This window comes from Sinomonas sp. G460-2, from assembly GCF_047759905.1.
In the GTDB taxonomy this organism is placed as follows: Bacteria; Actinomycetota; Actinomycetes; order Actinomycetales; family Micrococcaceae; genus Sinomonas.
Map to the genome: position 1 here is coordinate 24,755 of NZ_JBKZWT010000006.1, position 23,226 is coordinate 47,980.

The following is a 23,226-nucleotide window of genomic DNA, read 5'->3' on the forward strand; positions in this document are numbered from 1 at the left end:
TCCACGGGGAACCGACGGCGTCGGGACGGTCAGAAGATGGACCAGCCGGTGCGCGACGTCAATTCGGCCAAGGCTGCGGTCCCGGCGATCGAGTTGCCCTTGGCATCGAGGCCGGGGCTCCAGACGCTCACCGCGCAGCGGCCTGGGACAACAGCCAGGATTCCTCCGCCGACCCCGCTCTTCCCGGGCAGGCCCACGCGATAGGCGAACTCGCCCGCGGCGTCGTACATGCCGCACGTGAGCATGATCGAGTTGATGCGCTTCGTATCGGCCGCAGAGAGCACCCCGCCGGCGCCTCGTGATCCGCGGCCCCCGGCCCCGCCGTTGGCAAGGAAGAGCCCCGCACGGGCCAGTTCACGACAGCTCATCGTGATGGAGCAGTGCCGGATGTAGTGCTCGAGCACGGCGTCAACGGGGTTGTGGAGGTTCCCGAAGTCGGCGAGGAAGTTCGCGAGCGCGCAGTTGCGGGCGCTCGACGCAAGCTCGGTCGCGGCAGCATCGCCGTCGACCGTCACCCGCTCGCTCCCCGAGAGCGCGCGAAGGAAGGCAAGCACCGCCCCGCTCGCGTCGTCGAGGCACTCGACGAGGAAATCCGTCACCACGAGCGCCCCGGCATTGATAAAAGGGTTCCGCGGGATTCCCTGCTCGGCCTCAAGCTGGACGAGCGAGTTGAACGCCGTGCCACTGGGCTCCCGCAAGACGCGGTTCCAGAGCATTCCCCCGGAATCGTTGCCGAGGGCCAGCGCGAGCGAGAAGAGCTTCGAGATGCTCTGGATGGAGAACGGCGCGTCCGCGTCCCCGGCGCTCGTGACCGCACCGTCAACGCTCGCGACCGCGATGCCGAAGCCAAGCGGGTCGGCGTCCGCGAGATGCGGGACCGCGGGCGGGACGCGGCCGACGGGCGACGACGGCCGGTGCTTTGCGACGAGATCGTCGAGGAGTGCGGCGATCTCCTGGGGGACGGCGGAGTGCTCCGGCACCACGGCAAGGCTCATGCTGCGCCGCCGGCCGTCGTGAGCCGCCTGGCTTTCCACAGCTCGAGGTGAAGCGCGGCAATCGCGACGTGCGCGGGATATCCGAAGTCAAGGTCCGTGAGGCGGCTCGCCTTCGCGACCCGGTAGTAGACGGTGTTCCTGTGGAGGCCCATCCGGCGCCCACACTCGGCAACGTCCAGGCCCGAGGCAAAGTAGTCCACGAGGGTCTGCGCGAGCTCCTCGTCCTCGAGGCACAGGCGCGTCAACGTGCGGTGACGAATCGGGGACGACTCGAACGCTCGCGCGGCCTCATCGAGCACGACCTCGGCCTCGAAATCGTCGAGCGTCGCGACGGGCTGCTGTCCCGTCCTGCGCAGGCAACGCAGCACTGCCGCTGTCTCACTCGCGGTCGTGCGTAGGGCGAACAGGCTCGAAGCGACCTGCCCGATCGCGATGTGCACGCCCACGCCCAGGCGCCGCGCATCCTTGACGATCGCCTCGGCCAACATGCGCAGCGCTGTCCCGGCGTCACCCGAGCGGAGCTCGGGGACGACGACGGCCGTCGCGCCCTCGTACTGGCCAACGACTGCCGAGGCCTTGAAGGCCGCCGCATGGATCGCGGCAAGGTTGGCGAGCTCACCGTGCTTGAGGTCCGCATCGGCTGCGCGGGCGTCTTCAGGGCTCAGCCCGACGAGCAGAAGACACGCGGGACGTTCCGCGTCGATCTGCGCAAACTGTGCGCTCGCCGCCGCCTCGTCGGGGTTCGAGAGGAGACGCGCAATCCGATCTTCGCGCAGGTGGACGGATTGCTGGTTCCTGTGCCGGATGAGCTCGGCGGACGCGCGGCGGGCCGCGCCCACGAGTAGTTCATCGACATTCGCCGCGAAGCCTGAGCCCGTCTCCTGCAGCCAGATGTAGCCCATCACGCGGTCGCCCGCGAAGATCGCGATCGCCGCCCGCTCTTTGAGGCCGTCCTCCGGCCGCTCCGGAACCCGCACCGCTCCCCGGCTGCGGTGCAGTTCGCGGTACGCCCCGAGGTCTTTGAGAAGCGCCTCGTATTTGCGGGGGCCGCGACGCGTGAGGATCGATGCCCTCCGCAACTCGTCGATGTCGTTGGACACGGTCGAGTACGCAAGGACCTTGTTGGCCGCGTCCTCGATCACCACGTGGCTTGAGGTGAGCAGCGCCGTCGTCTGGGCGATCGCGAACAGGTCCTCCTCGATGAGGGTCAGCACATCGCTGTGGTAGTCGGCGTTCCGGATCCGACCGTTGATCACCGCGAGGACGGTGTCCCAGCCCGCCGTCGGCTCGATGAGAAACAGGCCGACGCCCGCGGGGCGCAGGAGCTCCTCGATCTCCTGCGCCTCACCGGCTGTGCCCTTGAGGGCGACGGCGGTTGGGCGGCTCGAGGCGAGGCGCCGCACCATGGGAAGCGCCTCGCGCCCGCGGACGCCCATGAGGCACACCAGTGCACCCGAGACATCCCGCTCGGCGTCGTCCGAATCGAGGATGAGGGCTTGTGCGACCGGGGTGTCCGTTGGCTGCGGGCGGCTCATGAGCCGTCCGAGACCTGCGGGCAGATCCTCCAAGATGTCGTCGACGCTGACTGATCCCACGCTGCTGTTCCTTGCTCGTGCCGTGCCCTTGCCCCAGCGACGCTGCCGGGGGGTCTGGATCATGTTAGGCACGCCACGCGAGCGTGGGATCTGGGCTGCGGCCCTATTTCTCCGGGCGTGTTTGGAATCCAGTACATAGCCAGGTCACAAGACCTCGGCGGTTGAACGGCGGCAGCCCACATGAGTCAGTCACGGTCATTCCGGCTTCCCGAACCTCAGGAGGACCTTCCCCGACGTCGACGCGTCCCGGGCCACGCCGAACGCCTCGAGGGCCTGATCGGCGTCGAACACGTGGGTGACGACGGCCGACGGATCCAGCTCCCCGGCGCTCAGCGCAGCGATCACGTCGTCGATCTCGTCGTTGAAGCGGAACGAACCCACGAGTTCGAGCTCCCGGGCTATCGCCGTCGAGATGGGGGCGGGTTGGTCCCCTGGAGGCAGGAGTCCGAGCATCACGACGCGCCCGCCCCGCGTGGCGGCGCGGATCGCTGTGCGCAGCCCCGGGACGCTTCCCGAGGATTCGATGACGATATCGGCGTCGAGGCCCTCGAGCTCGGCGACCGCCTCGGAAGCGAGCAGCGTTCGGTGTGCGCCGAGCTCGAGGGCGCGCTGCAGGGGTGCCTCGAAGAGGTCGGTCACGACGATCTCGCCGGCGCCGTGATGCGCCAACACGGAGACGACGAGCGCGCCGATCGGTCCGGCGCCAACCACGAGGACCCGCCTCCCGGCGACCTCGCCAGCCTGCTTCACGGCGTGCCACGCGACGCTCAGCGGCTCGATGAGGGCGGCGGCGCGGGGGTCGAGGGCATCGGGGATGGGCCGCAGCATGCGGGCCGGGAGGGCGACCCTGTCGGCGAACGCGCCGCTTCGGTGCGGGCGGGTGGCGGCACTCCCGAGATACGTCCCGCCGGGCGAGAGATTGGGCCGGTCGGCGGGGAACTTCGGGCCGCCGCCCGGGCCCGGAGTCGCCGGGTGCACGGCAACCCGCACCCCGGCGGCGGGTCCGGTGCCGTCTCCGGCGGGGCGGATCACGCGGCCGATCACCTCGTGGCCCAGCACGAGGGGATCCCGGAGGATGGACTCACCGGCCGCGCCGTGCAGCCAATAGTGCAGGTCCGATCCGCAGATTCCCCCGAGCTCGATGCCCACGAGCGCCTCGCCCGGGCCCGGAACGGGTTCTGGGACCCTGTCCACTCTGACGTCATCGCGGGCGTGCGCGACGACCGCTCGGACCGGGGCGGTGCCTGTCTCAAGGCTCATGCTTCTTCTTCCTTCCAGCTCCCGGGTGTGGGGCTACTATGCGCGGCGCGCCGGGACGGCGATCTGCGCCGCGACGATCCGGACTGCCTTGCCGTACCGCGCAAGGTCGAATTCGTCGGGCCGCCTGGCGATGAGGGAAACGCCGACCGCGAACCTCGGAGCCGAGACGGTCTCCGGCACCACGGCGGCCACTCCCGTCACGGCGGGATGCATTCCGCCGTAGTCCACGGCGAAGCCGCGGTCTCGGACCGCGCCGAGCTGGACGATGAGCTCCTCGACGTTCCGGGTGCCGCGCGCCGGACTCGCCTCAAAGGCGCCCGCACCGGCATAACGCAACCGGACCTCACCGTCGCTCAGGGGCGACAAGAGGGCATTGCCGACGGCGGTGGACGCCGCCGGGAACCGGTCGCCAATGCGCGCGGAGAGATGCAGGGGCGCGCGGCCTTCGTGCCGAGCGACGTAGAGCACGTCGGTGCCGTCGAGGATCGCGACCTGGACGAGTTCGCGAGCCAGGTCCGACGATTCGGCGCAGGCGCGATAGAACTCCCCCAACTGGTCAAAGGACGAAAGGTAGGCGCCCCCGAACTCGACGAGGCGGCGGCCGAGCTGATAGCCGCCGTCGCGGTGCTGAATGAGTCCACCGAGCTCGAGGGCGCCGCAGATGTTGCGGGTCGACGACCGAGCCGCCCCGATTCCCCTCGCAAGCTCCGTGAGGCCCACGGGTGCGGTCGAGTTGTCGGCCAAGTACTCAAGGAGTTCTATGGCGCGGCTCACCGAGGGAGCCGGGCTCCTGTCGGCCAGCTCGCCGAGTTCCTGCATGCCGTCAACTCCCTTGTTGCATCGCTCTGCCATCGAACGGCGGAATTCAATCGAACAATTCAGTGGAATAGGGAAATCATAGGCCAGCATTCCCGATTCATCGTCATAAGTCATTCTTATCCGCCCACCGAAATTACGTCTTATACACGCGACCATGCCCCTCTCTAGGCTCGAATGAAGTTCATAACGTCCGCCCGCCCTCGCGGCAGCCACACTCCCTTGGAGGGGACATGACCGACTATCAGCCAGCCTCGCGGGTCACCCGCATCCGGGAGTCCGCGAGCGTCATGGCAGCGGCGCGAGTACGCGAGCTCAAGGCCGAGGGACGGTCGATCATCGACCTCACCGTCGGCGAGCCAGACTTCGACACGCCGGAGCACGTCAAGCTCGCGGCGATCGCGGCGATCAACGCGGGCCAGACCAAGTACACCTCGGTCACCGGCACCCCTGAACTCCAGTCCGCGATCCTGCGGCACGTCGAGAAGCGCACGGGCATCGCCTACGGCCCTGGAGAGGTCACGATCGCGGGCGGAGCGAAGCAAGTGATCTACACGGCCTTCATGGCCTCCCTCGACTCGGGAGACGAGGTGATCGTCCCGGCGCCATACTGGGTGTCGTACCCGGACATGGTCCTCGCCAATGACGGAACGCCCGTGATCGTTCCGTGCGGCGATGAGGTGGGCTTCAAGCTCACGCCCCGCGCGCTGGCCGAGGCCATCACGCCGGCCACCAAGTGGCTCATCCTCAATACCCCGTCGAACCCGACGGGCGTCGTGTACTCCCGCGCCGAGCTCGAGGCTCTCGCCACGGTCCTCGCCGAGCACCCGCAGGTCCACGTGCTGACCGACGAGATCTACGACGCGATCTACTTCGGTGAGGGCCGGATCACGAGCCTCGTCGCCGCGGCCCCTCAGCTCCGCGACCGCGTCCTCGTGGTCAACGGCGTCTCCAAGGCCTACGCGATGACGGGCTGGCGCCTGGGCTACGCCGTCGGGCCGGCGAAGCTCGTGGCCTCGATCAACAAGCTCCAGTCCCAGATCTCCTCATGCCCGTCCTCGATCAGCCAGGCCGCCGCGGCCGCGGCCCTCACGGGCGACCAGACCTTCGTGGCCGAATGCGTCGAGGCGTACCGCGGCCGGCGAGACGCCGCGGTGGCCGGCCTGAACGCCGTCGCCGGCCTCTCGTGCCTCTCCCCCGAGGGCGCCTTCTACGCCTATGTGAAGTGCGAAGGCGCCATCGGCAAGACGACACCCGGTGGCGCGACGATCGCGACGGACCAGGATTTCGTCCTCTACCTGCTCGATGCGGCGTCGGTGGCCGTTATCCCGGGTTCTGCCTACGGCTTGGGCCCCTATTTCCGCATCTCGTTCGCAACGTCCCTCGAAACCATCACCGCCGGCGTGGAAGCCATCGACAAAGCCGTCCGCGCCCTCAACTGAAAACGGAAAGCAGAATGCAGCAGATGATCCACGTCAAGACGAAATTCGAACGCCCGGCCGCGGACGTCGTCGAACGCCTCGCGGCGTTCTCCTCGGCGACCATCCACGAGGCCCAGGGCCGAAAGGGCGCGCTGAGCTCGCGCATCAAGCCGATCGACCGCTCGATGTCCTTCTGCGGCCCCGCCGTGACCGTTCGCTGTGCTCCGCGGGACAATCTCATGCTTCAAGTCGCCATCCACTATGCCCAGAGCGGCGATGTGGTGCTCGTGGGCGCCGGAGAGTTTCCCGAGGCCGGCACGTTCGGGGACGTTCTGGGCAACGCGATGAAGGCCAAGGGCATCGCCGCCATGGTGACCGATTCGGGCGTCCGCGACACGCAGGACCTCATCGAGCTCGGGCTCCCCGTGTTCTCGGGAAGCATCTCCATCAAGGGCACCGTGAAGGAGACGCTCGGCCCGATCAACCACCCGCTCGTCTTCGGCGACGAGATCGTCTACCCGGGCGACATCCTGCGCGGGGATGCGGACGGCGTCGTCGTCGTTCGCCGCGACGAGGCGGAGGAGGTCATCGCTCTGTCCCAGGCTCGCGTGGACGCCGAAAACGAACTCATCAGGGCCTACCACGCGGGCGGAACCACGATCGAGCTGTGCAAGCTGACGGACGTCCTCAAGGCCAAGGGCCTCCTCGTCGAGGATTAGTCAGAACCATCCCACAGAGAGAGGGAGGGTGCCGGCAAGGCGCCCTCCCTCTACCATCAGCAGCGACCGCGGGAATCCCGCCGCGGAACGCGATTCACCACCGGGAGCGGTCCGCAATTCCGTTTCCGGTAGCAACCAGCATCCACTCAGCGGTTCCACCGCCGTGCGTAGGCATAATGCTTCCCTCGAAAACGAAAAGCGGTTCCGCGGAGGAGTCAACGGGGCGCCACAGACCATTAAAAGGGCAGTGCGAACCGGTCTCAACGACCACGGGGTGATGCGACTTCCTGAGGTTCCAACTGGTGTGGCTGATCTTCTTCATTTCCGGCTTCCTTGCGCTGGGACAGCTGGTTCGCTGGCCTACGAATTGATCTATTGATTCAATGGTAGGCAGCGCAATCGGCCATGAATAAGATCAAAGTCGAGTGCCAACATAAGCCGACCCTATGGATCGAGCGGACCGAAGGCTATGCCGCGTCATTCCCATAGCGTCGGAGCAGCTGGTTCTTGATCATGTCGCGCAGGAGGATCAGCACCGCGGAGGCCGCCTCGGACATGGGCTCGTGGTCGGCCGTGCACAGGGCGATCTTGCACTGCAGAGCGGGGTCCACGATCCGGAGCACCTTGAAATCCTGATCCGGGAAGAGGGCATCTGCTGCCGACCTCGGCAGGATGGTTGCGCCCAGATTCGCGCGCAGCAGCCGCCATAGCGATGGCACCGACTCCACTTCTCCGGCGAGGCGGAGCGGCAGCCCTTGCTCGCTGAGCGCCTTGTCGACGAGTTGCCGAATCGTGTGATTGCTCTCCGGCAGGAAGAAGTCGAGCTTCGCCGCTTCCCTCAGCGGAACCGACCCATCGGCGTCGACGGACAGATCCGATTCGGGGCTTACCACCACGTACAGATCCTCCACGATCATGGTGGTGAACCGGACACCACGGATCTCGCCAGGTTCGTAGATCAGCGCCATGTCGAGCTTCCCGTTCTTGATGGCCTCGCTGAGCACGCCGCCCACAATCTCCGTGAGGTGCAGCATGATGTCCGGGTACCTGCGCCTGACCTCGCGGACAATCTGCGGCGCGAGGCTCGACGCCATGCTGTACGGGGCAATGGCGATAGAGACTCGCCCGGATGGGGCTCCGCCCGACGTCGCGACGTCCTGCCGCGCCTCTTCGACCAGCCGAAGGATCGTCTGCGCGTGCCGGTACAGCGCGTTCCCCGCCGCCGTCGGCTCCACGCCCTGCTTGCTGCGAATGAGGAGCCGCTGCTTGAGCTCCTTCTCGAGCGCCGAGACCTGCTGGCTCAGCGCCGGCTGGGCGACGTGGAGCGCCGCAGCGGCCTTCGTGATGCTCCCGGCATCGACGATCCTCACGAAGTACTCGAGCTTCCGCGTGTCCACGAACCCCACCTTTCTCCGCCCGTCATAACCGAACCCTATGGCGGGACACAGATCACGTCTTTGTGTGACCCAAGCCTCAATCGCTAACTTGAAGTATCGAGGCGATGTCAGAAACCACCCGAGAGGAAAGAATTCTGAATTCGTCGACCCACCGGAAATTATATCCCACCCTGCTATCCAAGGAATTGAGAAGCACGTGAACCCGATGATCGATCTCGTGGCAGATCTGGGAGAAGGATTCGGCGCCTACCGCATGGGCAACGATTCCGAGCTCTTGGACATCGTCTCGAGCGCCAATATCGCGTGCGGCTTCCATGCGGGCGATCCGGACATCATGAACAACACCGTGGCCGAGTGTGTCCGACGCGGCGTCGGCATCGGCGCCCATCCGAGCTTTCCAGATCTCCGCGGCTTCGGCCGCCGCGCTATGGACCTCACGGCGGACGAAGTCCGCAACGACGTGGTCTACCAGCTCGGTGCGCTCTCCTCGTTCGCCGCCTTTCACGAGACACGGATCTCCCACATCGCTCCTCACGGCAAGCTCGGCAATCTCGTGGCGACCAGGCCCGACTACGCGGCCGCGGTCGCGGACGCCGCCGCCGGGGTCGACAAGGAGCTCATCGTCGTGGCCCAGGAGGGCGAACTGGCCAAGGCCGCGAGGGAGCGCGGACTCCGCGTCGCGCTCGTCGGAATCGTCGACCGTGCCTACCGGGAAGACGGAACCCTCGTCCCGCGGGGCCTGCCCGGCGCCGTGCTTCACGACCCGTCGGAGATCGTCGAGCGCACTGTCCGCATCGTCTGCGAGGGGAAGATCGGCACGGTTGCCGGGACGGATCTCGACATCGAGGCGGACACCGTCCTCCTGCATGGTGACAACGCCGGCGCCGTCGACCTCGCCCGCCTCATCCGCAGCGAACTCACGGCTGCGGGAGTTCGGATCGCGCCGCTCGCGGACGTGCTCGCAGCGAAGCATCCGGTGGCCTGACATGCAGACCTTCCTCCCCTCGCCCGTGGAGGTCTTCGACTCCGGAATCGCGGCCGTGCGTGCGGTCGCCACCTCCGGCGACGCCGAGCGGGACTGGTCGACGGTTCACCGCCTCGCCGAATGGCTCGAGGAGTGCGGAGCCGAGGGCCTCCACGGGGCGGTCCCCACGTACGACTCAGTTCTCGTGGAGTTCGATGCACTCGCCTTGTCTGCCCGCCAGATCCGCGCTTTCATCGGCCTCGGGCTGCGACAGCTCGCGCTGTCCGCGGACGACGGCGCCGCTCCCCGTGAGTTCGACGTCCCAGTCGTGTACGGGGGCGCCTACGGACCCGATCTCGAATTCCTCGCCGAATTCGAAGGCATTTCCGTCGAGGACGTCATCCGTCTCCACTCATCCAAGACCTACGTGATCCGGTGCCTCGGCGCGCCGGCCGGCTCACCCATGATGGACGGACCAGACTTCCCGACCGCAGTTCCCCGTCTCAAGGATCCGAGGCTCAGTGTTCCGGCCGGTGCCGTGGCAGTGGCGGGGCGGCAAGCCGTGATCGCGCCCGCCGTCGCCCCTGGTGGGTGGCAGGTCATCGGCCAGACTCCGCTGACCCTGCTCGATCTCGGCAGGGACCCCCTGGTCCCGTACCGGCCGGGCGATATTGTTCGCTTCCGGCCCATCGCGGAAGAGGACTTCGCAGCGCACGAGGGAGACGCCATGAAGGCGCGTTTCACGGGGGCACGGCCATGAGCGGGCAGATCATCATCCAGCAGGCCGGGAACGCGGTCGTCACCGATCTCGGGCGGTTCCGCGGTCCCAGGTATGGCCTGCCGGTCAACGGGGCCCTCGACCAGTATTCGGCCAGGGCTGCCAACATCCTCGTCGCGAACAGCGACGATGCGCCCCTCTTCGAACTCACGGCCCTCGATTTCCGGATGACGGCGACCTCGGACATCCTGATCGCCGTCACGGGGGCTCCTCTGTCCTTGACGGTGGGCGGGCGCGCGTGCCCGCAGTGGGAGCCCGTCTCGGTCCGCGCGGGGGAGGCCGTGTCCGTGCGCGGAATCAACCGGGGCCTCAGGGCCTACGTCTCGGTTCATGGATCGGTCGATGCGCCGACCCTGCTTGGAAGCTGCGCCCCGGATACGGTCGTCGGGTTCGGGCTCAAGCTGCGGGACGGGACAGCGGTCGGAACCCGCCGCAGCGTCTCGCCGATCCGACAGCCGTATTTCGACATGCCGCTCTTCCGCCTAGCCGCCGAGCGACCCCACACCGGGGGCCGACTCCGCGTGGATGTGACGGACGGCCCGGACTTCGCGGAGTTCGGCGACTCAGCGAAGCTGCTCTTCAGCTCGGAATACACCGTGAGCCCGAGGAGCAACCACATTGGACTGCGGCTCGGGGGCGAACTGCCGGAGCGGACCAGCTCAGGCGAGGTGCTGTCCCGAGGAGTCCCGGTCGGCGCCATCGAAGTCCCCTCACGTCAGGAACTCCTGGTGCTCCACCGCGGGCGCGGCGTGACGGCCGGATACCCGGTGCTCGCCGTGGCCACGAACCTCGGTCTCGATGTCCTGGCCCAGGCCCGCCCGGGCGACGCGGTGTACTTCGTCCGGACGACCGTCGCCGAGGCGACCGCCGCCTACAGGCGTTCGATGCAACAGCTCGAAACGCTCCGAGAATCCGTCACGACCGTCTTCAACCTCCTGGGCATCGGCAGTGCGGCCCACTGGCAGGAATTGCCAGCTGCCGCCTGCGGCTGATCCCGCATCGACCCCCGAGCGCTACGCTCTCACTAGTAAGGAAAGTCATGGCAACACGACCCGAAGCTGCCGCAGCGCAGCACACACAGCTGACGAGCCGCCAGACCCTCAAGGTCGTCATCGCGGGATGCGTGGGCATCTTCGTCGAGCTCTACGACAACGGCATCTTCGCCTTCATGGCGACGACGCTCTCGCTCGTCTTCTTCGCGAAGGGAGATCCCAACGCCGCCCTCATGTTCGTGTTTGCCGGCTACGCGATCTCCTTCTTCGTTCGGCCACTCGGCGCGATCGTCTGCGGTTTCCTCGGGGACCGGCTCGGCCGGCAGAAGCTCCTCGTCTTCGTCATCCTGCTCATCAGCGTCGCGACCGCGGCCGTCGGTATTCTCCCGCCGTTCTCGGCGATCGGCGTCGCCGCGCCGATTCTCCTCGTGACGATGCGCCTCGTGCAGGGCTTCTCCGTGGGCGGCGAGGCGGCGGGCGCCATGACCTTCCTCGCCGAGCACGCCCCGGCGCACAAGCGGGGACAGATCACGTCCTACGCCCAGATCGCCTCTTTCGCCGCACTCCTGACGGGCACGCTCATCGGCTTCAGCATGGCCCCGTGGCTCAACGCCGCGGCGATCAGCGGCGGTGGGTTCGGGTCATTCGCCTGGCGAATCCCGTTCCTCGTGGCCATCCCGATGGGCTTCATCGGCTGGTACATCCGCCGCGCGATCAGCGACACCCCGAACTTCCAGCGGCTCAAGGAGGAAGGCGGCCTCTCGAAGAACCCGTACAAGGAGGCCTTCGCGTCCGCCGAGCACCGCCGCGCTATGCTGCTGGCCCTGTTCATCCCGCTCATGAACGGCTCGGGCTACTACGTCCTGTTCTCCTACATGCCGACGTTCCTCGCGGGCAAGCAGCTGCACTACTCGACCGCAGACTCCCTGCTCGTCACGGCCGTGAGCCTCGTGGTCATCTGCGCGGCCATCCCGGTCATGGGAGCGCTCTCCGACCGGGTGGGCCGCAAGAAGGTCATTGCGTGGGCGGCCGTCGCCATGGCGATCGTATGCGTCCCCTCCTACGCGCTCCTGGCGACCGGCAACGTCGGCCTCGCGATCCTCGGCGCGAGCCTCATGGCGATCGTGTTTGCCGGACACACCGCGGTGATCCACATCCTCCTCGTCGAGCTGTTCCCGACTCGCGTGCGCTACTCGGCGTACGGGCTCGGCTACAACATCTCCTCCGCCCTCTTCGGTGGTACCGCTCCCCTGCTCATGACTTGGCTCATCGGCTCCACAGGGAACGTGTTCATGCCGGCGTTCTATGCCGCATTCACCGCCCTCGGCACCCTGGCCGCCGTGCTCACGGTCAAGGACCGCGCGCACGAGCCGCTGCGCGACGCCTGACTTGGCCCGCTGGCGCCGTCGTCGGACGACGGCGGCGCCGAACCTCCCGCGGACGCCGCGCGGCGTCCCCCATCAGATCTGGAGAACCAATGCCCTTCACTGACTACAAGACCGCCCTCGTCACCGGTGCCTCGACGGGCATGGGCGCGGCGATCGCCGAGCTGCTCGCCAAGCGCGGGCTCATGGTCCACGTCGCTGCACGCAACGAGGAGCGCCTCAAGGAGCTCGCGGAGCGGTCGGGCGCCATCCCGCACACCGTCGATCTCACCGACACCGCGGCGGTGGCAGCCGAGCTGGGCGGCCTCGAGGTCGACGTCCTCGTGAACTGTGCCGGCGTCTCGCGCCCCGGCAACATCCTGAGCTCCTCCGAGGAGGATCTCGACGAGATCATCGACGTCAACCTCCGCGGGTTGCTTCAGCTGACCCGGCTCATCCTGCCGGGAATGGTGAATCGCGACCTCGGGCACGTGATCAACATCAGCTCAATCGCCGGCCTCTACAACTTCTACGGCCACACCGCCTACCACGCAACGAAGGCCGCCGTTCACCAGATCTCTCGCCAACTCCGCAACGACACGGTGGGCAAGCGAATTCGCGTCACCGAGATCTGCCCCGGCCGGGTCGAGACGGAGATCTTCGGCCGCAACATGGGTGGCACTCCCGAGGCCATGGAGGAGGCCTGGAAGACGTACTACGAGGGCTACGAGTCGCTCACTACGGAGGACATCGTCAACGCGGTGGATTACGCGATCGAGACGCCGCGCCACGTCAACGTGGGGATGATCGAGCTCATGCCCACTTTCCAGGTTCCGGGTGGGCTGACGTTCGACCGCCGGTGAGCGGGCGCAGCTTGGCCGCGGCGCCGGTCCGTCCGGCCAGCCGCCCCGGCGGCTGGATACTGGCTAGGTGCATATCGACGACCTAGCCCGCCGAGCCGCAGCCCTTGTCCCTCCGGACGGCCGCGGCCGGGCAATCCTCGGGATCTGCGGGGCTCCCGGCGCCGGCAAGTCGACCCTCGCCGAGGCGCTCCTGAAGCGTTTGAGGAGCGAGCATGGCGAGCAGTGGGCGGCCCATGTGCCGATGGACGGCTTCCATCTCGCGGACGTCCAGCTCGCGCGACTGGGCCTCGCGAACCGTAAGGGAGCGCCGGAGACGTTCGACGCCGACGGCTACGCCGCCTTGCTCGGACGGATCTCGGCCTCCACGGGCGTCGTCTATGCGCCCGGCTTCGAACGCGAACTCGAGCAGCCGATCGCCGCCGCCCTCGCCGTGCCGCCCGAGGCACGGCTCGTGATCACGGAGGGGAACTACCTCCTCGTCGACGAGCGGCCGTGGCGTGCGGCGCGGTCGTGGCTCAGCGAAGTCTGGTTCGTGGAGACGGACCCCACGTGCCGCGTTGAGCGGCTCATCGGGCGGCACATCGAGTTCGGCAAGTCCCCCGACGAGGCCCGTGACTGGGTGCTCAGGTCCGACGAGGCAAACGCGCGCATCGTCGACGCGACCAAGAGCCGCGCCGACCTCGTGATCGTGAACGACTCAGCTGAGGCGTGACCCCGGCTCCGGGCCCTGGCGAGCCGCCCCGCCGTCGTCAGGGGTTGACGGCGAGCGAGGCAGCCTCCCACGCGAAGCCGTCCGGATCGCTGAAGGCGCCCGCAGAGCTCGCGACGGCGAGCCGGTGCGAGCCAGTCCCCTCGGGGACGACCCCTGCGTCCTTGGCCAGGGCGCGCCGCCCGTAGAGCGCGAGCTTGACCGGTCCAGTGTCGCCGAACTCGACGTACATCTTGCCGAAGCTCTTGGCGACCGTCAGGCCGTGATCCACGTAGAACCGCTTGCTCGCGCCGACGTCGGAGGCCCCGAGGAGCAGGACGAAGCTCTCGAACTCCGCCACCGCCGGGCCGGTGTCCTTCTTCGAGGACGTCGCGACCTTCCAGATCGCGCCGTCGGGCGCCTGGACCACGCCGCCGTAGCCCCAGAAGGACTTGGTGGCGGGCTTGAGCGAGGTCGCGCCCGCGGCGAGGGCCGCGTCGAGGTAGAGGTCAACGTTGCCCGGTTGGGCGACGGTGAGCGAAAGAGTGAATCCGCGGAAGCCATCGGTGGGCGTCTGCGACTCGCGCACCTGCAGTTGGGGGCCCAGCCCGAAGGCCGTCGAGTAGAACTCCTGAGCGGCGGAGGCATCCGCCGCCTCGAGGGTGATTGTTTCGATGTTTGCCATGGTCATCACGCTAGTTGCGCCATGGCAGCCGGCGCTTCTCGAATTCTGATCAATTGGGTCATGGCCCAGCATGGTCATAGCTCAACCACAGTGAACTCCCACCCCCGTTATACGTGCACGACAGGCCCTTGACAGGAACGGCCCCGACCCTGAAATGGACGGTTCGGCTATTCCGCCGGGCCGCACATCGACAGGAGAACACCATGAAGGTCACCCAGCGCATCGGGTACGCAGCGGCCTCGACAGTCGCCGCGGCAGCCCTCATCGGCGGAGGGGCCGCCGTAGCGGCCAACGCAGCAACGACGCCGAGCCCGTCCGCGACGAGCGGCTCAAGCAGCAATTCCGGCACCTCGCACGCCGGGGGTCAGCACACGGCTGCGACGGCGGACGAGACGGCCAAGGTCACGGCGGCCGTCAAGGCCAAGGACGCCAACGCCTCGGTCACGAAGGTCGAGAAGGACACGGACGGCTCGTTCGACGCGACCGCGACGTCGAGCGGCAAGACGGTTCGGTACGAGGTCAGCGCGAACTACGCCACGGTCACCGTGGACGACCACGCGGGCAGGGGCGGTGGCCAGCGCACGCCGCTTTCGAGCGACGAGCTCGCCAAGGTGACGGCGGCCATCAAGGCCAAGGACGCCAACGCGACGGTCAAGGACTCCTGGAAGGACTCGGACGGTTCGTTCGACGTCGTCGTCACGTCCGGCAGCACCACCACGAAGTACGACGTGAGCGCCGACTACTCGACGGTGACCGCGGATTCGAACTTCGGCCAGGGCGGCCACGGGGCGCACGACGGCGCCGGGTCGGGTACTCCGTCCGGCAGCGCGTCGAGCGGCGCACCCCAAGGCTGATCCAGCGGCATTTTGCTGGGCGCGGGCGGGTCAGCGGACCGCTGGCCCGCCCGTCCCCTCGCGCGCGTCGAGGTTCGTCATGACCTTGGCGAGGAGATCGCGCAGCGCGACGGCCTCCGCGGCGTCGAGGCCAACGCAGGCACCGAACTGGACGGGGACCTCGGAGACGCGGTCGCGAAGGCGCGCGCCGGCCGCGGTGACGCTCACGAGCACGCGCCGCTCGTCCGCAGGGTCGCGCCGGCGCTCCAGATGGCCCGCCGCCTCGAGCCTTTTGAGCAGCGGCGTGAGGGTCCCCGAGTCGAGCTGGAGGCGGTCACCGAGCGCGCCGACCGAGAGGGCGCCGTCGGCGGACCACAGCGCGAGCATGGTCAGGTACTGCGGATAGGTCAGCCCGGCGTCGTCGAGCAGGTCCGCGTAGACGCGGCCCACGCTCCGCGCCGCGGCGTACAGGGGGAAGCACAGCTGCCGGTCAAGGTCGAGCTGCGGATATGTCGGGCCCATCACGCCATTCTAGCTTGCGCAGTTTAGTTGTGCACAATAGAGTTGTGCACATGAAAACCCTCTACACGGCGACCGCCGTCGCGCTCGGCGACGGTCGCAACGGCCACATCCAGTCCCCCGACGGCTTCCTCGACGCCCCGGTCCGCGTGCCGCAGGAGCTCGGCGGGCCGGGCGGAGCAACGAACCCCGAGCAGCTCTTCGCGGCTGGCTACGCGGCCTGCTTCCACTCCGCCCTCAAGCTCGCCGCGACCCAGTCGCGCGCCGACGCCTCGGGCTCCGAGGTCGTGGCCGACGTCATGCTCACCGCCCTTCCGACCGGCGGCTACGGTCTTGCGGCGAATCTCGAGATCACGCTCCCCGAACTCGACCGCGCCGCCGCGGAGGAGCTCGTGGCCAAGGCCCACCAGATCTGCCCGTATTCGAACGCCACGCGCGGCAACATCGAGGTCACGCTCAGCGTCGCGTGACAGGCACCGCCCCGGGGCGGCGCGCTGGCGTCGACGTTCTCGTCCCGTTAACCGTGACCCAGTTGACTTGGCGCCGTGGACTTCAGGGAGCTCGAGGTCTTCCGCGCAGTCGCCGAAGACCTCCACTTTGGACGGGCCGCCGAGCGGCTCTACGTTACCCAGTCGGCGGTGAGTCAACAGCTCCGCCGGCTTGAGGACGAGCTCGGACTCCTGCTCTTCCACCGGACCTCGCGAACGGTCCGGCTCACCCCCGCCGGCACCGCCCTGCTCGCCGAGGTCAGGAAGATCTTCGCGGCCCGGGACCACGCCATCCAAGTCGCACAGCAGGCGGCCGCGGGCGAGCGCGGGAGGCTGAGCATCGCGGCCAACTATCCCGCGAGCCGGCTGCTCCTGCTTCCCCTCATCGAGAGGCTCCGAGCCAGCCACCCGTCGCTGACCCTCATCCCGAGGGAGCTCCCCTCGTCCGAGCAGATGGCCGAACTGCTGCGCGGGGAGCTCGACGTGGGTCTCGCGTATGGCCCGATCGCGAACGCCTCGCTGTGCTCCGCCAAGCTGCTCGAGGTTCCCGTCGTCGCCGTCGTCCGCTCAAGCCATCCGCTCGCTGGGAGCGGTGTCCTCGGACTTTCCGATCTGCCGCGCCACCGCTACATCACGGCGCACGCGGGGGCGACGAGTGCCATCGAGGACTCCCTCATGGCTCGCGCCGCGGTGGCCGGAATCCGGCTGCGCCGATCGCCCAGTGCCACCGATCTCTCGGGCTACCTGCTCGAGCTCGAAACGAGCGACACCATCGGCTTCAGTTCGCTCCCCCGCGGGGAGCAGAGCCGGGCCAATGGCATGCACGTCTTGCGCCTTGAACCGGAACCGCTGCTCGAGCTCCACGCCGTCTGGGCCGTTCAGCGACATGACAGCTTGGTGAACAGTGTGCTCAACGAGCTGCGCGACCTTGCGACGGCACCAGAGCCCGGCCGATAGTGCGGCCTTTGATCGATAAGGGAGGCTAATCGGCGCATTGCGGAATGGTCGTTGATCCGCCCTCGCCCTCGAACGGAGCATGGCAGCATGCACCTCACTCCTCTCGGATGTCTCGCCGGAATGCCCGCGGGCGGACTCGCGAGCTCCGGCTACCTCGTTGAGTCCAGCCAAACGAGCGTCCTCCTCGACGCGGGGCCGGGCATCGCCACCCGCCTCTCCGCCCTTCAAACCCGCCGCCTCTCGGCCGTGTTCGTCTCCCACGAGCACACCGACCACATCCTCGACCTCCTCGTCATCGGCAAGCGGCTTCTCGCCGACCGGCTCGTCCGCGAGGACGAGAACGCCCCGCTCTGCCTCGACGAATCCGTGCCGCGCGTGCCCCTGCTCCTCCCCCGCGGGGCCACCGCCAAGCTCCACACCCTCGCCTCCCTGTACCCGGTCGCGACCCATCCCCTTCTGGACCAGGCGTTCGAGCTCGGCTTCGAGACCCACGAGTACGAACCAGGAGAGACGCTCGCCGTCGGCGACCTGAGCCTCCGCATCGAACAGCTCAGGCACGTTGCCCCCAACTGCGGCGTGCGCCTCGCTGACGCGCATTCGAGCCTCGTCTACACCGGCGACACGGGCGTGACCGACGAGCTCGTCGACCTCGCGAGCGGAGCCGGCACGCTCCTCGCCGAGAGCACGCTGCGCGACACCGACACGTCGGGGCATGGTCACCTCAGCTCGTCCGACGCCGCGCGCGCGGCCGACGACGCCGGCGTCACCGAGTTGGTCCTCACCCACTTTTCCTCGCCCGACCCTGTCCAGCACAGATGGCATCGCGATCGCGCGGCGTCCGTGTTCGACGGTCCCGTCGGCATCGCCCGGCCCGGCATCAGCCACCCGGTCGCCGCTCCCCGAAAGGTCCTCGCATGAAGCTCTCTGCCCAGCTCCTGGGCGTGCTCGGCGCGTCCTCTCTCGTCCTCGCAGTCGCCTCCTGCTCCACCCCGTCGGCTCTCTCGTCGGCGTCTCCCGTGACGATCACGTTCAGCTCGTACACGTACGGCGTCCAAGGCGCGGCGGGGACCGGCACGCAGAAGCTCCTCGACGCCTTCGCCTCGGCGCATCCGGAGGTCAAAGTCGTCCCGCAGTCGGTCCCGACGGCGGACGTGCTCACCAAAGCCAAGACCGACGTCGCGGCAGGCAATGCGCCCGATGTGGTGCAGCTCGGCTACAGCAAGCTGGCCGAGGCTTTCCAGACGCTTCCCGTCCAGTCGCTTGAGCAGATCGCCGGGAGCGAGTGGAAGGACCACGTCGCGGGGATCAACCGAGCCCTCGTAGACACCGGCAAGAAGGACGGCCAGGTCGGGGCCCTGCCGTTCACCGTCTCGATTCCCACTCTCTTCTACAACGCGGATCTGTTCCGCAAGGCCGGACTCGATCCCAATCGACCGCCCACGTCAATCGATGAGGTCCGGACGGACGCCGCGGCGATCACCACGAGCGGCCACAAGGGCGTCTATTTCGGCGTCGTGGACTCGGGCAAGTCCGACTATCTCACCCAATCCGTCATCGACAGCGCCGGCGGCTCGACGGTCGGTGCGGACGGCTCCGTGACGGTCGATTCCCCCGAGGCCGTGCGGGGGCTGTCCTTGGTGCAGTCCCTCACGCGGGACGGGCTCCAGCCCGCCGTCGGCCTCGACGACGCCACGGCGAGCTTCTCCGCGGGGGATCTCGGCATGTTCGTCGTCAGCACGGCCGTGGCCGGGAGCCTTCAGAAGGCCGCCACAGGGAAGTTCGAGCTCAGGAGCGCAGCGTTTCCCAGCTTCGGGGCGGGCAAGGCCGCACCGACGTTCTCGGGCGCCGGGCTGATCGTCCTGAGCCGTGACGAGGCCAAGCAGAAGGCCGCGTGGGAGTTCGTCAAGTTCCTCACGAGCGCCGAAGGCTACTCGATGATCACCAAGGACATCGGCTACCTGCCGCTCCGAGCAGGGCTCGAGGACGATCCTCGGTACCTCAAGGACTACTTCGCGTCGAACCGCCTCCTGCTTCCCCCGCTAGGGCAGCTGGCCGCAGTGTCGCCCTATCGCAGCTTCCCCGGCCAGAACGCGAACCAAGCCGTGGTGGTCCTGCAGGACGACGCCGTCGCACCGATTGTGCTGCGCGGTGCCGATCCGCAAGAGAAGCTCTCGGCAGTGGCGAGCCGTATCCGGGAGCTGACCGGAAAGTGACCGCGAAATGACCCTGAAAGCCGGCTGGAGGCCGTACCTCACCCCGTTGATCCTGGCCCTCGCGGCGTGGGTCTACGGCCCCGCCGTCTTCACGGCCGTGCTGTCCTTGCTCAAGTGGAACCTGACCACTCCGCCGTCGGGCTTCGTCGGGCTGGACAACTACGTGGGCCTCTTCCGGCACCCCGAGTTCGCCCGGGCCGTGGGGCAGACCACGCTCTCGGCGCTCGCCCTGCTCCCCTTCGCAACCATCGTCCCGCTCGTTCTCGCGGTGATGCTCTGGCAGCGGCCCGGCCGGGCGAGCGCCGTCTACCGGGCCTTGCTCTTCCTCCCGGTCGTCGTTGCGCCCGTGGCCGTCGCGACCGCGTGGAGGTTCCTTCTGAATCCCCTTCAAGGCCTCGCGAATCGAATCCTCGAGGTCCTTGGCGTCGCGCCCGTGAACTGGCTCGGCAACCCGGCAACGGCCCTGCTCGTGCTGGTGGGCATCACGTCGGCGAAGGTCGTCGCGTTCAACCTCATCCTCTACACGGCGTCGCTCTCGGGCATCGATCGCGGCCTCGTCGCGGCGGCGCAGCTGGAAGGCGCGACGCGCTGGGAGATCTCGCGGTTCATCGTGGCTCCGCACGTGGCGCGCACCACCGTGGTCCTCGCCTTGCTGAGCGTGGTCCTCGCGGGCCAGTGGACCTTCACCTCGGTCTCGGTCCTGACTCAGGGCGGGCCAGATGGCGTGACCGATTCGGTGTACTACCGCATCTACGCGCTCGGATTCCAGTTCTTCGACACCGGCTCCGCCTCGGCCGCGGGGGTCCTCGTGCTGCTCGCCTTCGGCGTGCTCGCCGCGGCCTGGACAGCAGTGCGGAGGTCACGACGTGCCACTCGCTGAACGCTTTCGGCGCGCCGGCGCCCTCACCCTCTGGCATCTGGTTCTGGCGAGCACGTCCGCCGCCATGGCCTTTCCCGTGGCCTGGGCGCTCGTCACGTCGTTCAAGGGGCCGCAGGACGTGTTCACCCCGACCCCGCTCCCTTGGCCGGCGACCCTCGACAACTACGCGGCGGTGCTGCGGTTCTGGCCGGTCGGGCTGCTGATCGGCAACACGTTCGTCATGTCGGTGGGCGTCGCCGTGGGGCAACTCGTCATCGCGGTGCTGGCGGCGTATGCCCTCGTGGTCCTGAACCCGCGAATGCGGCCCGCCATCCTCACAGCCTGCACGATTGCGCTCGCGGTTCCCCCGCAGGCAGTCATCATCCCCCAGTTCCTGCTGACCACGAGACTCGGCTGGCAGAACTCCCAGCTCGGTCTCATCGTCCCTCAGCTCGGGGCGTCCGCTCTCGCGGTGCTCCTGCTCGTCGAACACGTCGCGGCAGTGCCGGCGTCGCAGATCGAAGCCGCCGCACTGCAGGGCGCGCGCCCGATCGAGACGCTCTGGCACGTGGTCCTGCCCACCATTCGGCCCGCGGTCCTCGCAGTCGGAATTCTGGTCTTCATCACCACGTGGAACGAATATCTCTGGCCCCTGCTCATCGCGCCGCGCTCCCACGACGCGACCGTGCAGATCGGCCTCGCGCAATTCCAAGGCGAGGGAGGGACCGACTTCGGCTCGCTCATGGCCGCGTCGACCCTCACGAGCCTCCCTATCGTCGCCGTGTACCTCATCGCGTCGCGCCGCATCATCGACGCATTCATCAGGGCAGGACTCCGACCATGAACCCCATTGCCGCCATCGGCACGAAGCCATCCGAAGCCGGCCTCAAGGGCGCCGAGCTGGAGTTGCGAGGGATCCGCCGCCAGTTCGGCGAGACCGCCGCGCTCGATCGAGTCAACCTGCGAATCAAACCCGAGTCGCGCACGGTCGTCGTCGGGCCCTCCGGATGCGGAAAGTCGACCCTGCTGCGGGTTCTCGCGGGGCTGGACCGCCCCACCGAGGGACACGTGATGTCCGACGGCGCCGACGTCACCTCCCGCCCGATCGGGGCGCGGGACCTCGCGATGGTGTTCCAGGACTACGCCCTGTTCCCCCACATGAGCGTGGCCGGCAACATCTCCTTTGGCCTGCGGCTCCAACGCCGCCACGATCGTCGCAACGGGCCAAGCCGCGCGTTCATCGATCTCGAGGTCACGCGTGTGGCCGAGCTGTTAGGCCTCGAAGGTCTCCTCCAGCGGCGCCCCGCGCAGTTGAGCGGCGGCCAGCGGCAGCGCGTGGCCCTGGCCAGGGCGATCGTCCGCCGGCCTCGCGTCCTGCTGCTCGATGAGCCGATGTCCGCGCTCGACGTCTCGCTGCGGGCCACGGCACGGGAGGAGATCCTGCGGCTCCACGCGGAGCTCCGATCGACCCTCGTCCTCGTCACCCACGACCAGTACGAGGCCCTGACCATGGCCACGGACCTCGTGGTCATGGACGCTGGACGCGTCCTCCAGGCCGCACCACCGCAGGAGGTGTACCGCCGCCCAGCGAACGAGTTCGTGGCGCGATTCCTCGGTTCCCCGGCCATGAACATCCGGCGCGTCGGTTCGGGCACGATCGGGTGGCGCCCGGCAGACGGGCGCATCCGCCCGCGCGAGCGAGCCGAGCGAGACCTCGCGCCGAGTGCGCTCCTGCTGACTGCAGTCGTGGAGCGGTGCGAATACACCGGTTCCGGTCAGGAGGTGGTGTGCCGAGACGACCGGGGCACGTTCACGGTCCTCCAGCAGCAGGACGAAGAGTGGGTGCGACCGGGCGACGACATCTCGGTCGCGGTCCGTCAATCCGCCATCCACCGCTTCGACCCGCGCGGTGACCGGATCGATGACTGAATCCTCCCCGACCCGCCCGGGCGTGATCTGGTGCGACTTCGGCGGCGTGCTCACTCCCCCGGTTGACGAGGCGGCTCGCGCCATCGCCATCGCGGCCGGGGTGCCCTGGGATCTCCTCTGGAGCGCGGCCAAGGCCGTCGCTGAGGAAGTGGGGCTCACTGGCCTGCAGCCCCTCGAGCTCGGCCTCATGAGCCAGCGGGAATGGGGTTCGCGGATCGAGGCGCGCCTGCCGCACGGGTACCGGCCGCGCGTCGCCCTCGGACACTGGGGCGACTATTGGTACCGGGACCGGCCCGTGGACTTGGACCTCCTGACCGAACTCGGGCAGCTGAAGGCGTACGGCACGCGGCTCGGGATGCTCACGAACAGCGTTGCGGAATGGGAAGTGCACCGGCAGCGCCTGCTCGGGGACCGGGCCGGGATCTTCGAGTGCATCGTCCGGTCCCACGAGATCGGAATCGCCAAGCCCGATCCGCGGATTTTTGCCTACGCGGACGGCTCCTTGTCGCCGGGCACGGCACCGCCCCTCCTCATCGACGACTCCGCAGACAACTGTGCTGCGGCCTCCCGCGCGGGCTGGATGGTCCACCACCATCGGAATCGCGAGGAGACTCTCGCCCTCCTTCGGTCCTTGAGGGGATAAGGCCTCCCAAGGGGCGGTCGAGTCCGCGAGGTCGCGTCACAGTCCCGGGGGATCTGGCTCCTTACCCGTAGGGCAAGCCTTCCTGGACGGACGAACGGGGCAGAAGTAGAGCGGATGTCAATCAGTGATGTGGTCGATTCGGTCCTAGCCGCGGTCGTCGTCGGGTCGTCACTCCTGACCCTGTCGGTGTTCTGCTTCATGGCCCTCGTCGCAGTTCCTCTTGCCGTTGCCCTGGGCCGGTGGTTGAG

At 68.2% G+C, this 23,226-nt stretch carries 24 protein-coding genes; 17 read left to right on the forward strand and 7 right to left on the reverse strand.

Going from position 1 to position 23,226, the window contains the following annotated elements; all coding sequences use genetic code 11:
- Window positions 1–29: 29 nt before the first annotated feature.
- The 4 genes from ACLN58_RS01585 to ACLN58_RS01600 form a co-directional block, all read right to left on the reverse strand.
- On the reverse strand, window positions 30–995 hold the full coding sequence (locus ACLN58_RS01585) for a glutaminase (RefSeq protein ID WP_415853523.1): 966 nt from the start codon (window positions 993–995) through the stop codon (window positions 30–32).
- Window positions 992–2,590: a PucR family transcriptional regulator gene (locus ACLN58_RS01590; protein ID WP_415853524.1), complete on the reverse strand. Its 1,599-nt coding sequence runs from the start codon at window positions 2,588–2,590 to the stop codon at window positions 992–994. Before ACLN58_RS01590 ends, ACLN58_RS01585 begins: the two co-directional genes overlap by 4 nt.
- A 195-nt stretch (window positions 2,591–2,785) precedes the next feature.
- Window positions 2,786–3,850, reverse strand: a complete 1,065-nt coding sequence (locus ACLN58_RS01595; RefSeq protein WP_415853525.1) for an L-idonate 5-dehydrogenase — start codon at window positions 3,848–3,850, stop codon at window positions 2,786–2,788.
- A 36-nt stretch (window positions 3,851–3,886) separates the two neighbouring features.
- Entirely contained in the window at window positions 3,887–4,669 is a 783-nt protein-coding gene (locus tag ACLN58_RS01600) for an IclR family transcriptional regulator (protein WP_415853526.1), read from the reverse strand.
- A gap of 230 nt (window positions 4,670–4,899) precedes the next feature.
- Here ACLN58_RS01600 and ACLN58_RS01605 point away from each other — a divergent pair, with 230 nt between their 5' ends.
- Together ACLN58_RS01605 and ACLN58_RS01610 are read left to right on the forward strand one after the other, a co-directional pair.
- On the forward strand, window positions 4,900–6,108 hold the full coding sequence (locus tag ACLN58_RS01605; protein ID WP_415853527.1) for an aspartate transaminase: 1,209 nt from the start codon (window positions 4,900–4,902) through the stop codon (window positions 6,106–6,108).
- A gap of 23 nt (window positions 6,109–6,131) precedes the next feature.
- The gene (locus ACLN58_RS01610; protein WP_415853528.1) at window positions 6,132–6,806 is read left to right on the forward strand and encodes a 4-carboxy-4-hydroxy-2-oxoadipate aldolase/oxaloacetate decarboxylase; all 675 of its coding nucleotides are present in this window, start codon (window positions 6,132–6,134) and stop codon (window positions 6,804–6,806) included.
- Between the two features lie 467 nt (window positions 6,807–7,273).
- On the opposite strand, the gene ACLN58_RS01615 is transcribed toward ACLN58_RS01610, so the two are convergent.
- The gene (locus tag ACLN58_RS01615) at window positions 7,274–8,203 is read right to left on the reverse strand and encodes a LysR substrate-binding domain-containing protein (RefSeq protein ID WP_415853529.1); all 930 of its coding nucleotides are present in this window, start codon (window positions 8,201–8,203) and stop codon (window positions 7,274–7,276) included.
- A 205-nt stretch (window positions 8,204–8,408) separates the two neighbouring features.
- On the opposite strand from ACLN58_RS01615, the gene ACLN58_RS01620 reads away from it, so the two are divergent.
- The 6 genes from ACLN58_RS01620 to ACLN58_RS01645 all read left to right on the forward strand — a co-directional run bounded on the left by ACLN58_RS01620 (window position 8,409) and on the right by ACLN58_RS01645 (window position 13,876).
- The gene (locus ACLN58_RS01620) at window positions 8,409–9,188 is read left to right on the forward strand and encodes a LamB/YcsF family protein (RefSeq protein WP_415853546.1); all 780 of its coding nucleotides are present in this window, start codon (window positions 8,409–8,411) and stop codon (window positions 9,186–9,188) included.
- Between the two features lies 1 nt (window position 9,189).
- Window positions 9,190–9,927: a 5-oxoprolinase subunit B family protein gene (locus tag ACLN58_RS01625; RefSeq protein WP_415853530.1), complete on the forward strand. Its 738-nt coding sequence runs from the start codon at window positions 9,190–9,192 to the stop codon at window positions 9,925–9,927.
- Window positions 9,924–10,937, forward strand: coding sequence for a biotin-dependent carboxyltransferase family protein (locus tag ACLN58_RS01630; RefSeq protein WP_415853531.1), 1,014 nt, complete (start codon window positions 9,924–9,926; stop codon window positions 10,935–10,937). Before ACLN58_RS01625 ends, ACLN58_RS01630 begins: the two co-directional genes overlap by 4 nt.
- Window positions 10,938–10,984: 47 nt before the next feature.
- Window positions 10,985–12,325, forward strand: coding sequence for an MFS transporter (locus ACLN58_RS01635; protein WP_415853532.1), 1,341 nt, complete (start codon window positions 10,985–10,987; stop codon window positions 12,323–12,325).
- A gap of 89 nt (window positions 12,326–12,414) precedes the next feature.
- The gene (locus ACLN58_RS01640) at window positions 12,415–13,164 is read left to right on the forward strand and encodes an SDR family oxidoreductase (protein ID WP_415853533.1); all 750 of its coding nucleotides are present in this window, start codon (window positions 12,415–12,417) and stop codon (window positions 13,162–13,164) included.
- 67 nt (window positions 13,165–13,231) lie between these two features.
- Window positions 13,232–13,876, forward strand: coding sequence for a nucleoside/nucleotide kinase family protein (locus ACLN58_RS01645; RefSeq protein WP_415853534.1), 645 nt, complete (start codon window positions 13,232–13,234; stop codon window positions 13,874–13,876).
- 37 nt (window positions 13,877–13,913) lie between these two features.
- Here the strand turns inward: ACLN58_RS01645 and ACLN58_RS01650 are convergent, their stop codons facing one another.
- Window positions 13,914–14,537: a glyoxalase gene (locus tag ACLN58_RS01650; protein ID WP_415853535.1), complete on the reverse strand. Its 624-nt coding sequence runs from the start codon at window positions 14,535–14,537 to the stop codon at window positions 13,914–13,916.
- A 203-nt stretch (window positions 14,538–14,740) separates the two neighbouring features.
- Here ACLN58_RS01650 and ACLN58_RS01655 point away from each other — a divergent pair, with 203 nt between their 5' ends.
- A complete protein-coding gene (locus ACLN58_RS01655; RefSeq protein WP_415853536.1) occupies window positions 14,741–15,391 on the forward strand; it encodes a hypothetical protein in 651 nt (216 codons plus the stop codon).
- Between the two features lie 30 nt (window positions 15,392–15,421).
- On the opposite strand, the gene ACLN58_RS01660 is transcribed toward ACLN58_RS01655, so the two are convergent.
- Entirely contained in the window at window positions 15,422–15,892 is a 471-nt protein-coding gene (locus ACLN58_RS01660) for a MarR family winged helix-turn-helix transcriptional regulator (RefSeq protein WP_415853537.1), read from the reverse strand.
- Window positions 15,893–15,942: 50 nt separating this feature from the next.
- Here ACLN58_RS01660 and ACLN58_RS01665 point away from each other — a divergent pair, with 50 nt between their 5' ends.
- From ACLN58_RS01665 to ACLN58_RS01700, 8 genes are all read left to right on the forward strand, one after another.
- Window positions 15,943–16,359: an organic hydroperoxide resistance protein gene (locus ACLN58_RS01665; protein WP_415853538.1), complete on the forward strand. Its 417-nt coding sequence runs from the start codon at window positions 15,943–15,945 to the stop codon at window positions 16,357–16,359.
- 75 nt (window positions 16,360–16,434) lie between these two features.
- A complete protein-coding gene (locus ACLN58_RS01670; protein ID WP_415853539.1) occupies window positions 16,435–17,334 on the forward strand; it encodes a LysR substrate-binding domain-containing protein in 900 nt (299 codons plus the stop codon).
- A gap of 87 nt (window positions 17,335–17,421) precedes the next feature.
- On the forward strand, window positions 17,422–18,252 hold the full coding sequence (locus ACLN58_RS01675; protein WP_415853540.1) for an MBL fold metallo-hydrolase: 831 nt from the start codon (window positions 17,422–17,424) through the stop codon (window positions 18,250–18,252).
- Entirely contained in the window at window positions 18,249–19,547 is a 1,299-nt protein-coding gene (locus ACLN58_RS01680) for an ABC transporter substrate-binding protein (protein WP_415853541.1), read from the forward strand. Before ACLN58_RS01675 ends, ACLN58_RS01680 begins: the two co-directional genes overlap by 4 nt.
- Before the next feature lie 7 nt (window positions 19,548–19,554).
- Entirely contained in the window at window positions 19,555–20,427 is an 873-nt protein-coding gene (locus tag ACLN58_RS01685) for a carbohydrate ABC transporter permease (RefSeq protein ID WP_415853542.1), read from the forward strand.
- Window positions 20,414–21,250, forward strand: a complete 837-nt coding sequence (locus tag ACLN58_RS01690) for a carbohydrate ABC transporter permease (RefSeq protein WP_415853543.1) — start codon at window positions 20,414–20,416, stop codon at window positions 21,248–21,250. The genes ACLN58_RS01685 and ACLN58_RS01690 overlap by 14 nt, the downstream gene beginning before the upstream one ends.
- Window positions 21,247–22,335 (forward strand): ABC transporter ATP-binding protein, encoded by a 1,089-nt coding sequence (locus tag ACLN58_RS01695; protein WP_415853544.1) that lies wholly within the window; start codon window positions 21,247–21,249, stop codon window positions 22,333–22,335. Before ACLN58_RS01690 ends, ACLN58_RS01695 begins: the two co-directional genes overlap by 4 nt.
- Window positions 22,328–22,978 carry an HAD family hydrolase gene (locus ACLN58_RS01700; protein ID WP_415853545.1) on the forward strand — a complete coding sequence of 217 codons (651 nt, stop codon included), beginning with the start codon at window positions 22,328–22,330 and terminating at the stop codon, window positions 22,976–22,978. Before ACLN58_RS01695 ends, ACLN58_RS01700 begins: the two co-directional genes overlap by 8 nt.
- Window positions 22,979–23,226 lie beyond the last annotated feature (248 nt).

Coding starts and splice junctions, on each gene's coding strand:
- ACLN58_RS01585 (WP_415853523.1), bottom strand. CDS start 995: ATGAGCCTTGCCGTGGTGCCGGAGCACTCCGCCGTCCCCCAGGAGATC.
- ACLN58_RS01595 (WP_415853525.1), bottom strand. CDS start 3,850: ATGAGCCTTGAGACAGGCACCGCCCCGGTCCGAGCGGTCGTCGCGCAC.
- ACLN58_RS01600 (WP_415853526.1), bottom strand. CDS start 4,669: ATGCAGGAACTCGGCGAGCTGGCCGACAGGAGCCCGGCTCCCTCGGTG.
- ACLN58_RS01605 (WP_415853527.1), top strand. CDS start 4,900: ATGACCGACTATCAGCCAGCCTCGCGGGTCACCCGCATCCGGGAGTCC.
- ACLN58_RS01610 (WP_415853528.1), top strand. CDS start 6,132: ATGATCCACGTCAAGACGAAATTCGAACGCCCGGCCGCGGACGTCGTC.
- ACLN58_RS01620 (WP_415853546.1), top strand. CDS start 8,409: ATGATCGATCTCGTGGCAGATCTGGGAGAAGGATTCGGCGCCTACCGC.
- ACLN58_RS01625 (WP_415853530.1), top strand. CDS start 9,190: ATGCAGACCTTCCTCCCCTCGCCCGTGGAGGTCTTCGACTCCGGAATC.
- ACLN58_RS01630 (WP_415853531.1), top strand. CDS start 9,924: ATGAGCGGGCAGATCATCATCCAGCAGGCCGGGAACGCGGTCGTCACC.
- ACLN58_RS01635 (WP_415853532.1), top strand. CDS start 10,985: ATGGCAACACGACCCGAAGCTGCCGCAGCGCAGCACACACAGCTGACG.
- ACLN58_RS01640 (WP_415853533.1), top strand. CDS start 12,415: ATGCCCTTCACTGACTACAAGACCGCCCTCGTCACCGGTGCCTCGACG.
- ACLN58_RS01650 (WP_415853535.1), bottom strand. CDS start 14,537: ATGGCAAACATCGAAACAATCACCCTCGAGGCGGCGGATGCCTCCGCC.
- ACLN58_RS01655 (WP_415853536.1), top strand. CDS start 14,741: ATGAAGGTCACCCAGCGCATCGGGTACGCAGCGGCCTCGACAGTCGCC.
- ACLN58_RS01660 (WP_415853537.1), bottom strand. CDS start 15,892: ATGGGCCCGACATATCCGCAGCTCGACCTTGACCGGCAGCTGTGCTTC.
- ACLN58_RS01665 (WP_415853538.1), top strand. CDS start 15,943: ATGAAAACCCTCTACACGGCGACCGCCGTCGCGCTCGGCGACGGTCGC.
- ACLN58_RS01675 (WP_415853540.1), top strand. CDS start 17,422: ATGCACCTCACTCCTCTCGGATGTCTCGCCGGAATGCCCGCGGGCGGA.
- ACLN58_RS01680 (WP_415853541.1), top strand. CDS start 18,249: ATGAAGCTCTCTGCCCAGCTCCTGGGCGTGCTCGGCGCGTCCTCTCTC.
- ACLN58_RS01685 (WP_415853542.1), top strand. CDS start 19,555: ATGACCCTGAAAGCCGGCTGGAGGCCGTACCTCACCCCGTTGATCCTG.
- ACLN58_RS01695 (WP_415853544.1), top strand. CDS start 21,247: ATGAACCCCATTGCCGCCATCGGCACGAAGCCATCCGAAGCCGGCCTC.
- ACLN58_RS01700 (WP_415853545.1), top strand. CDS start 22,328: ATGACTGAATCCTCCCCGACCCGCCCGGGCGTGATCTGGTGCGACTTC.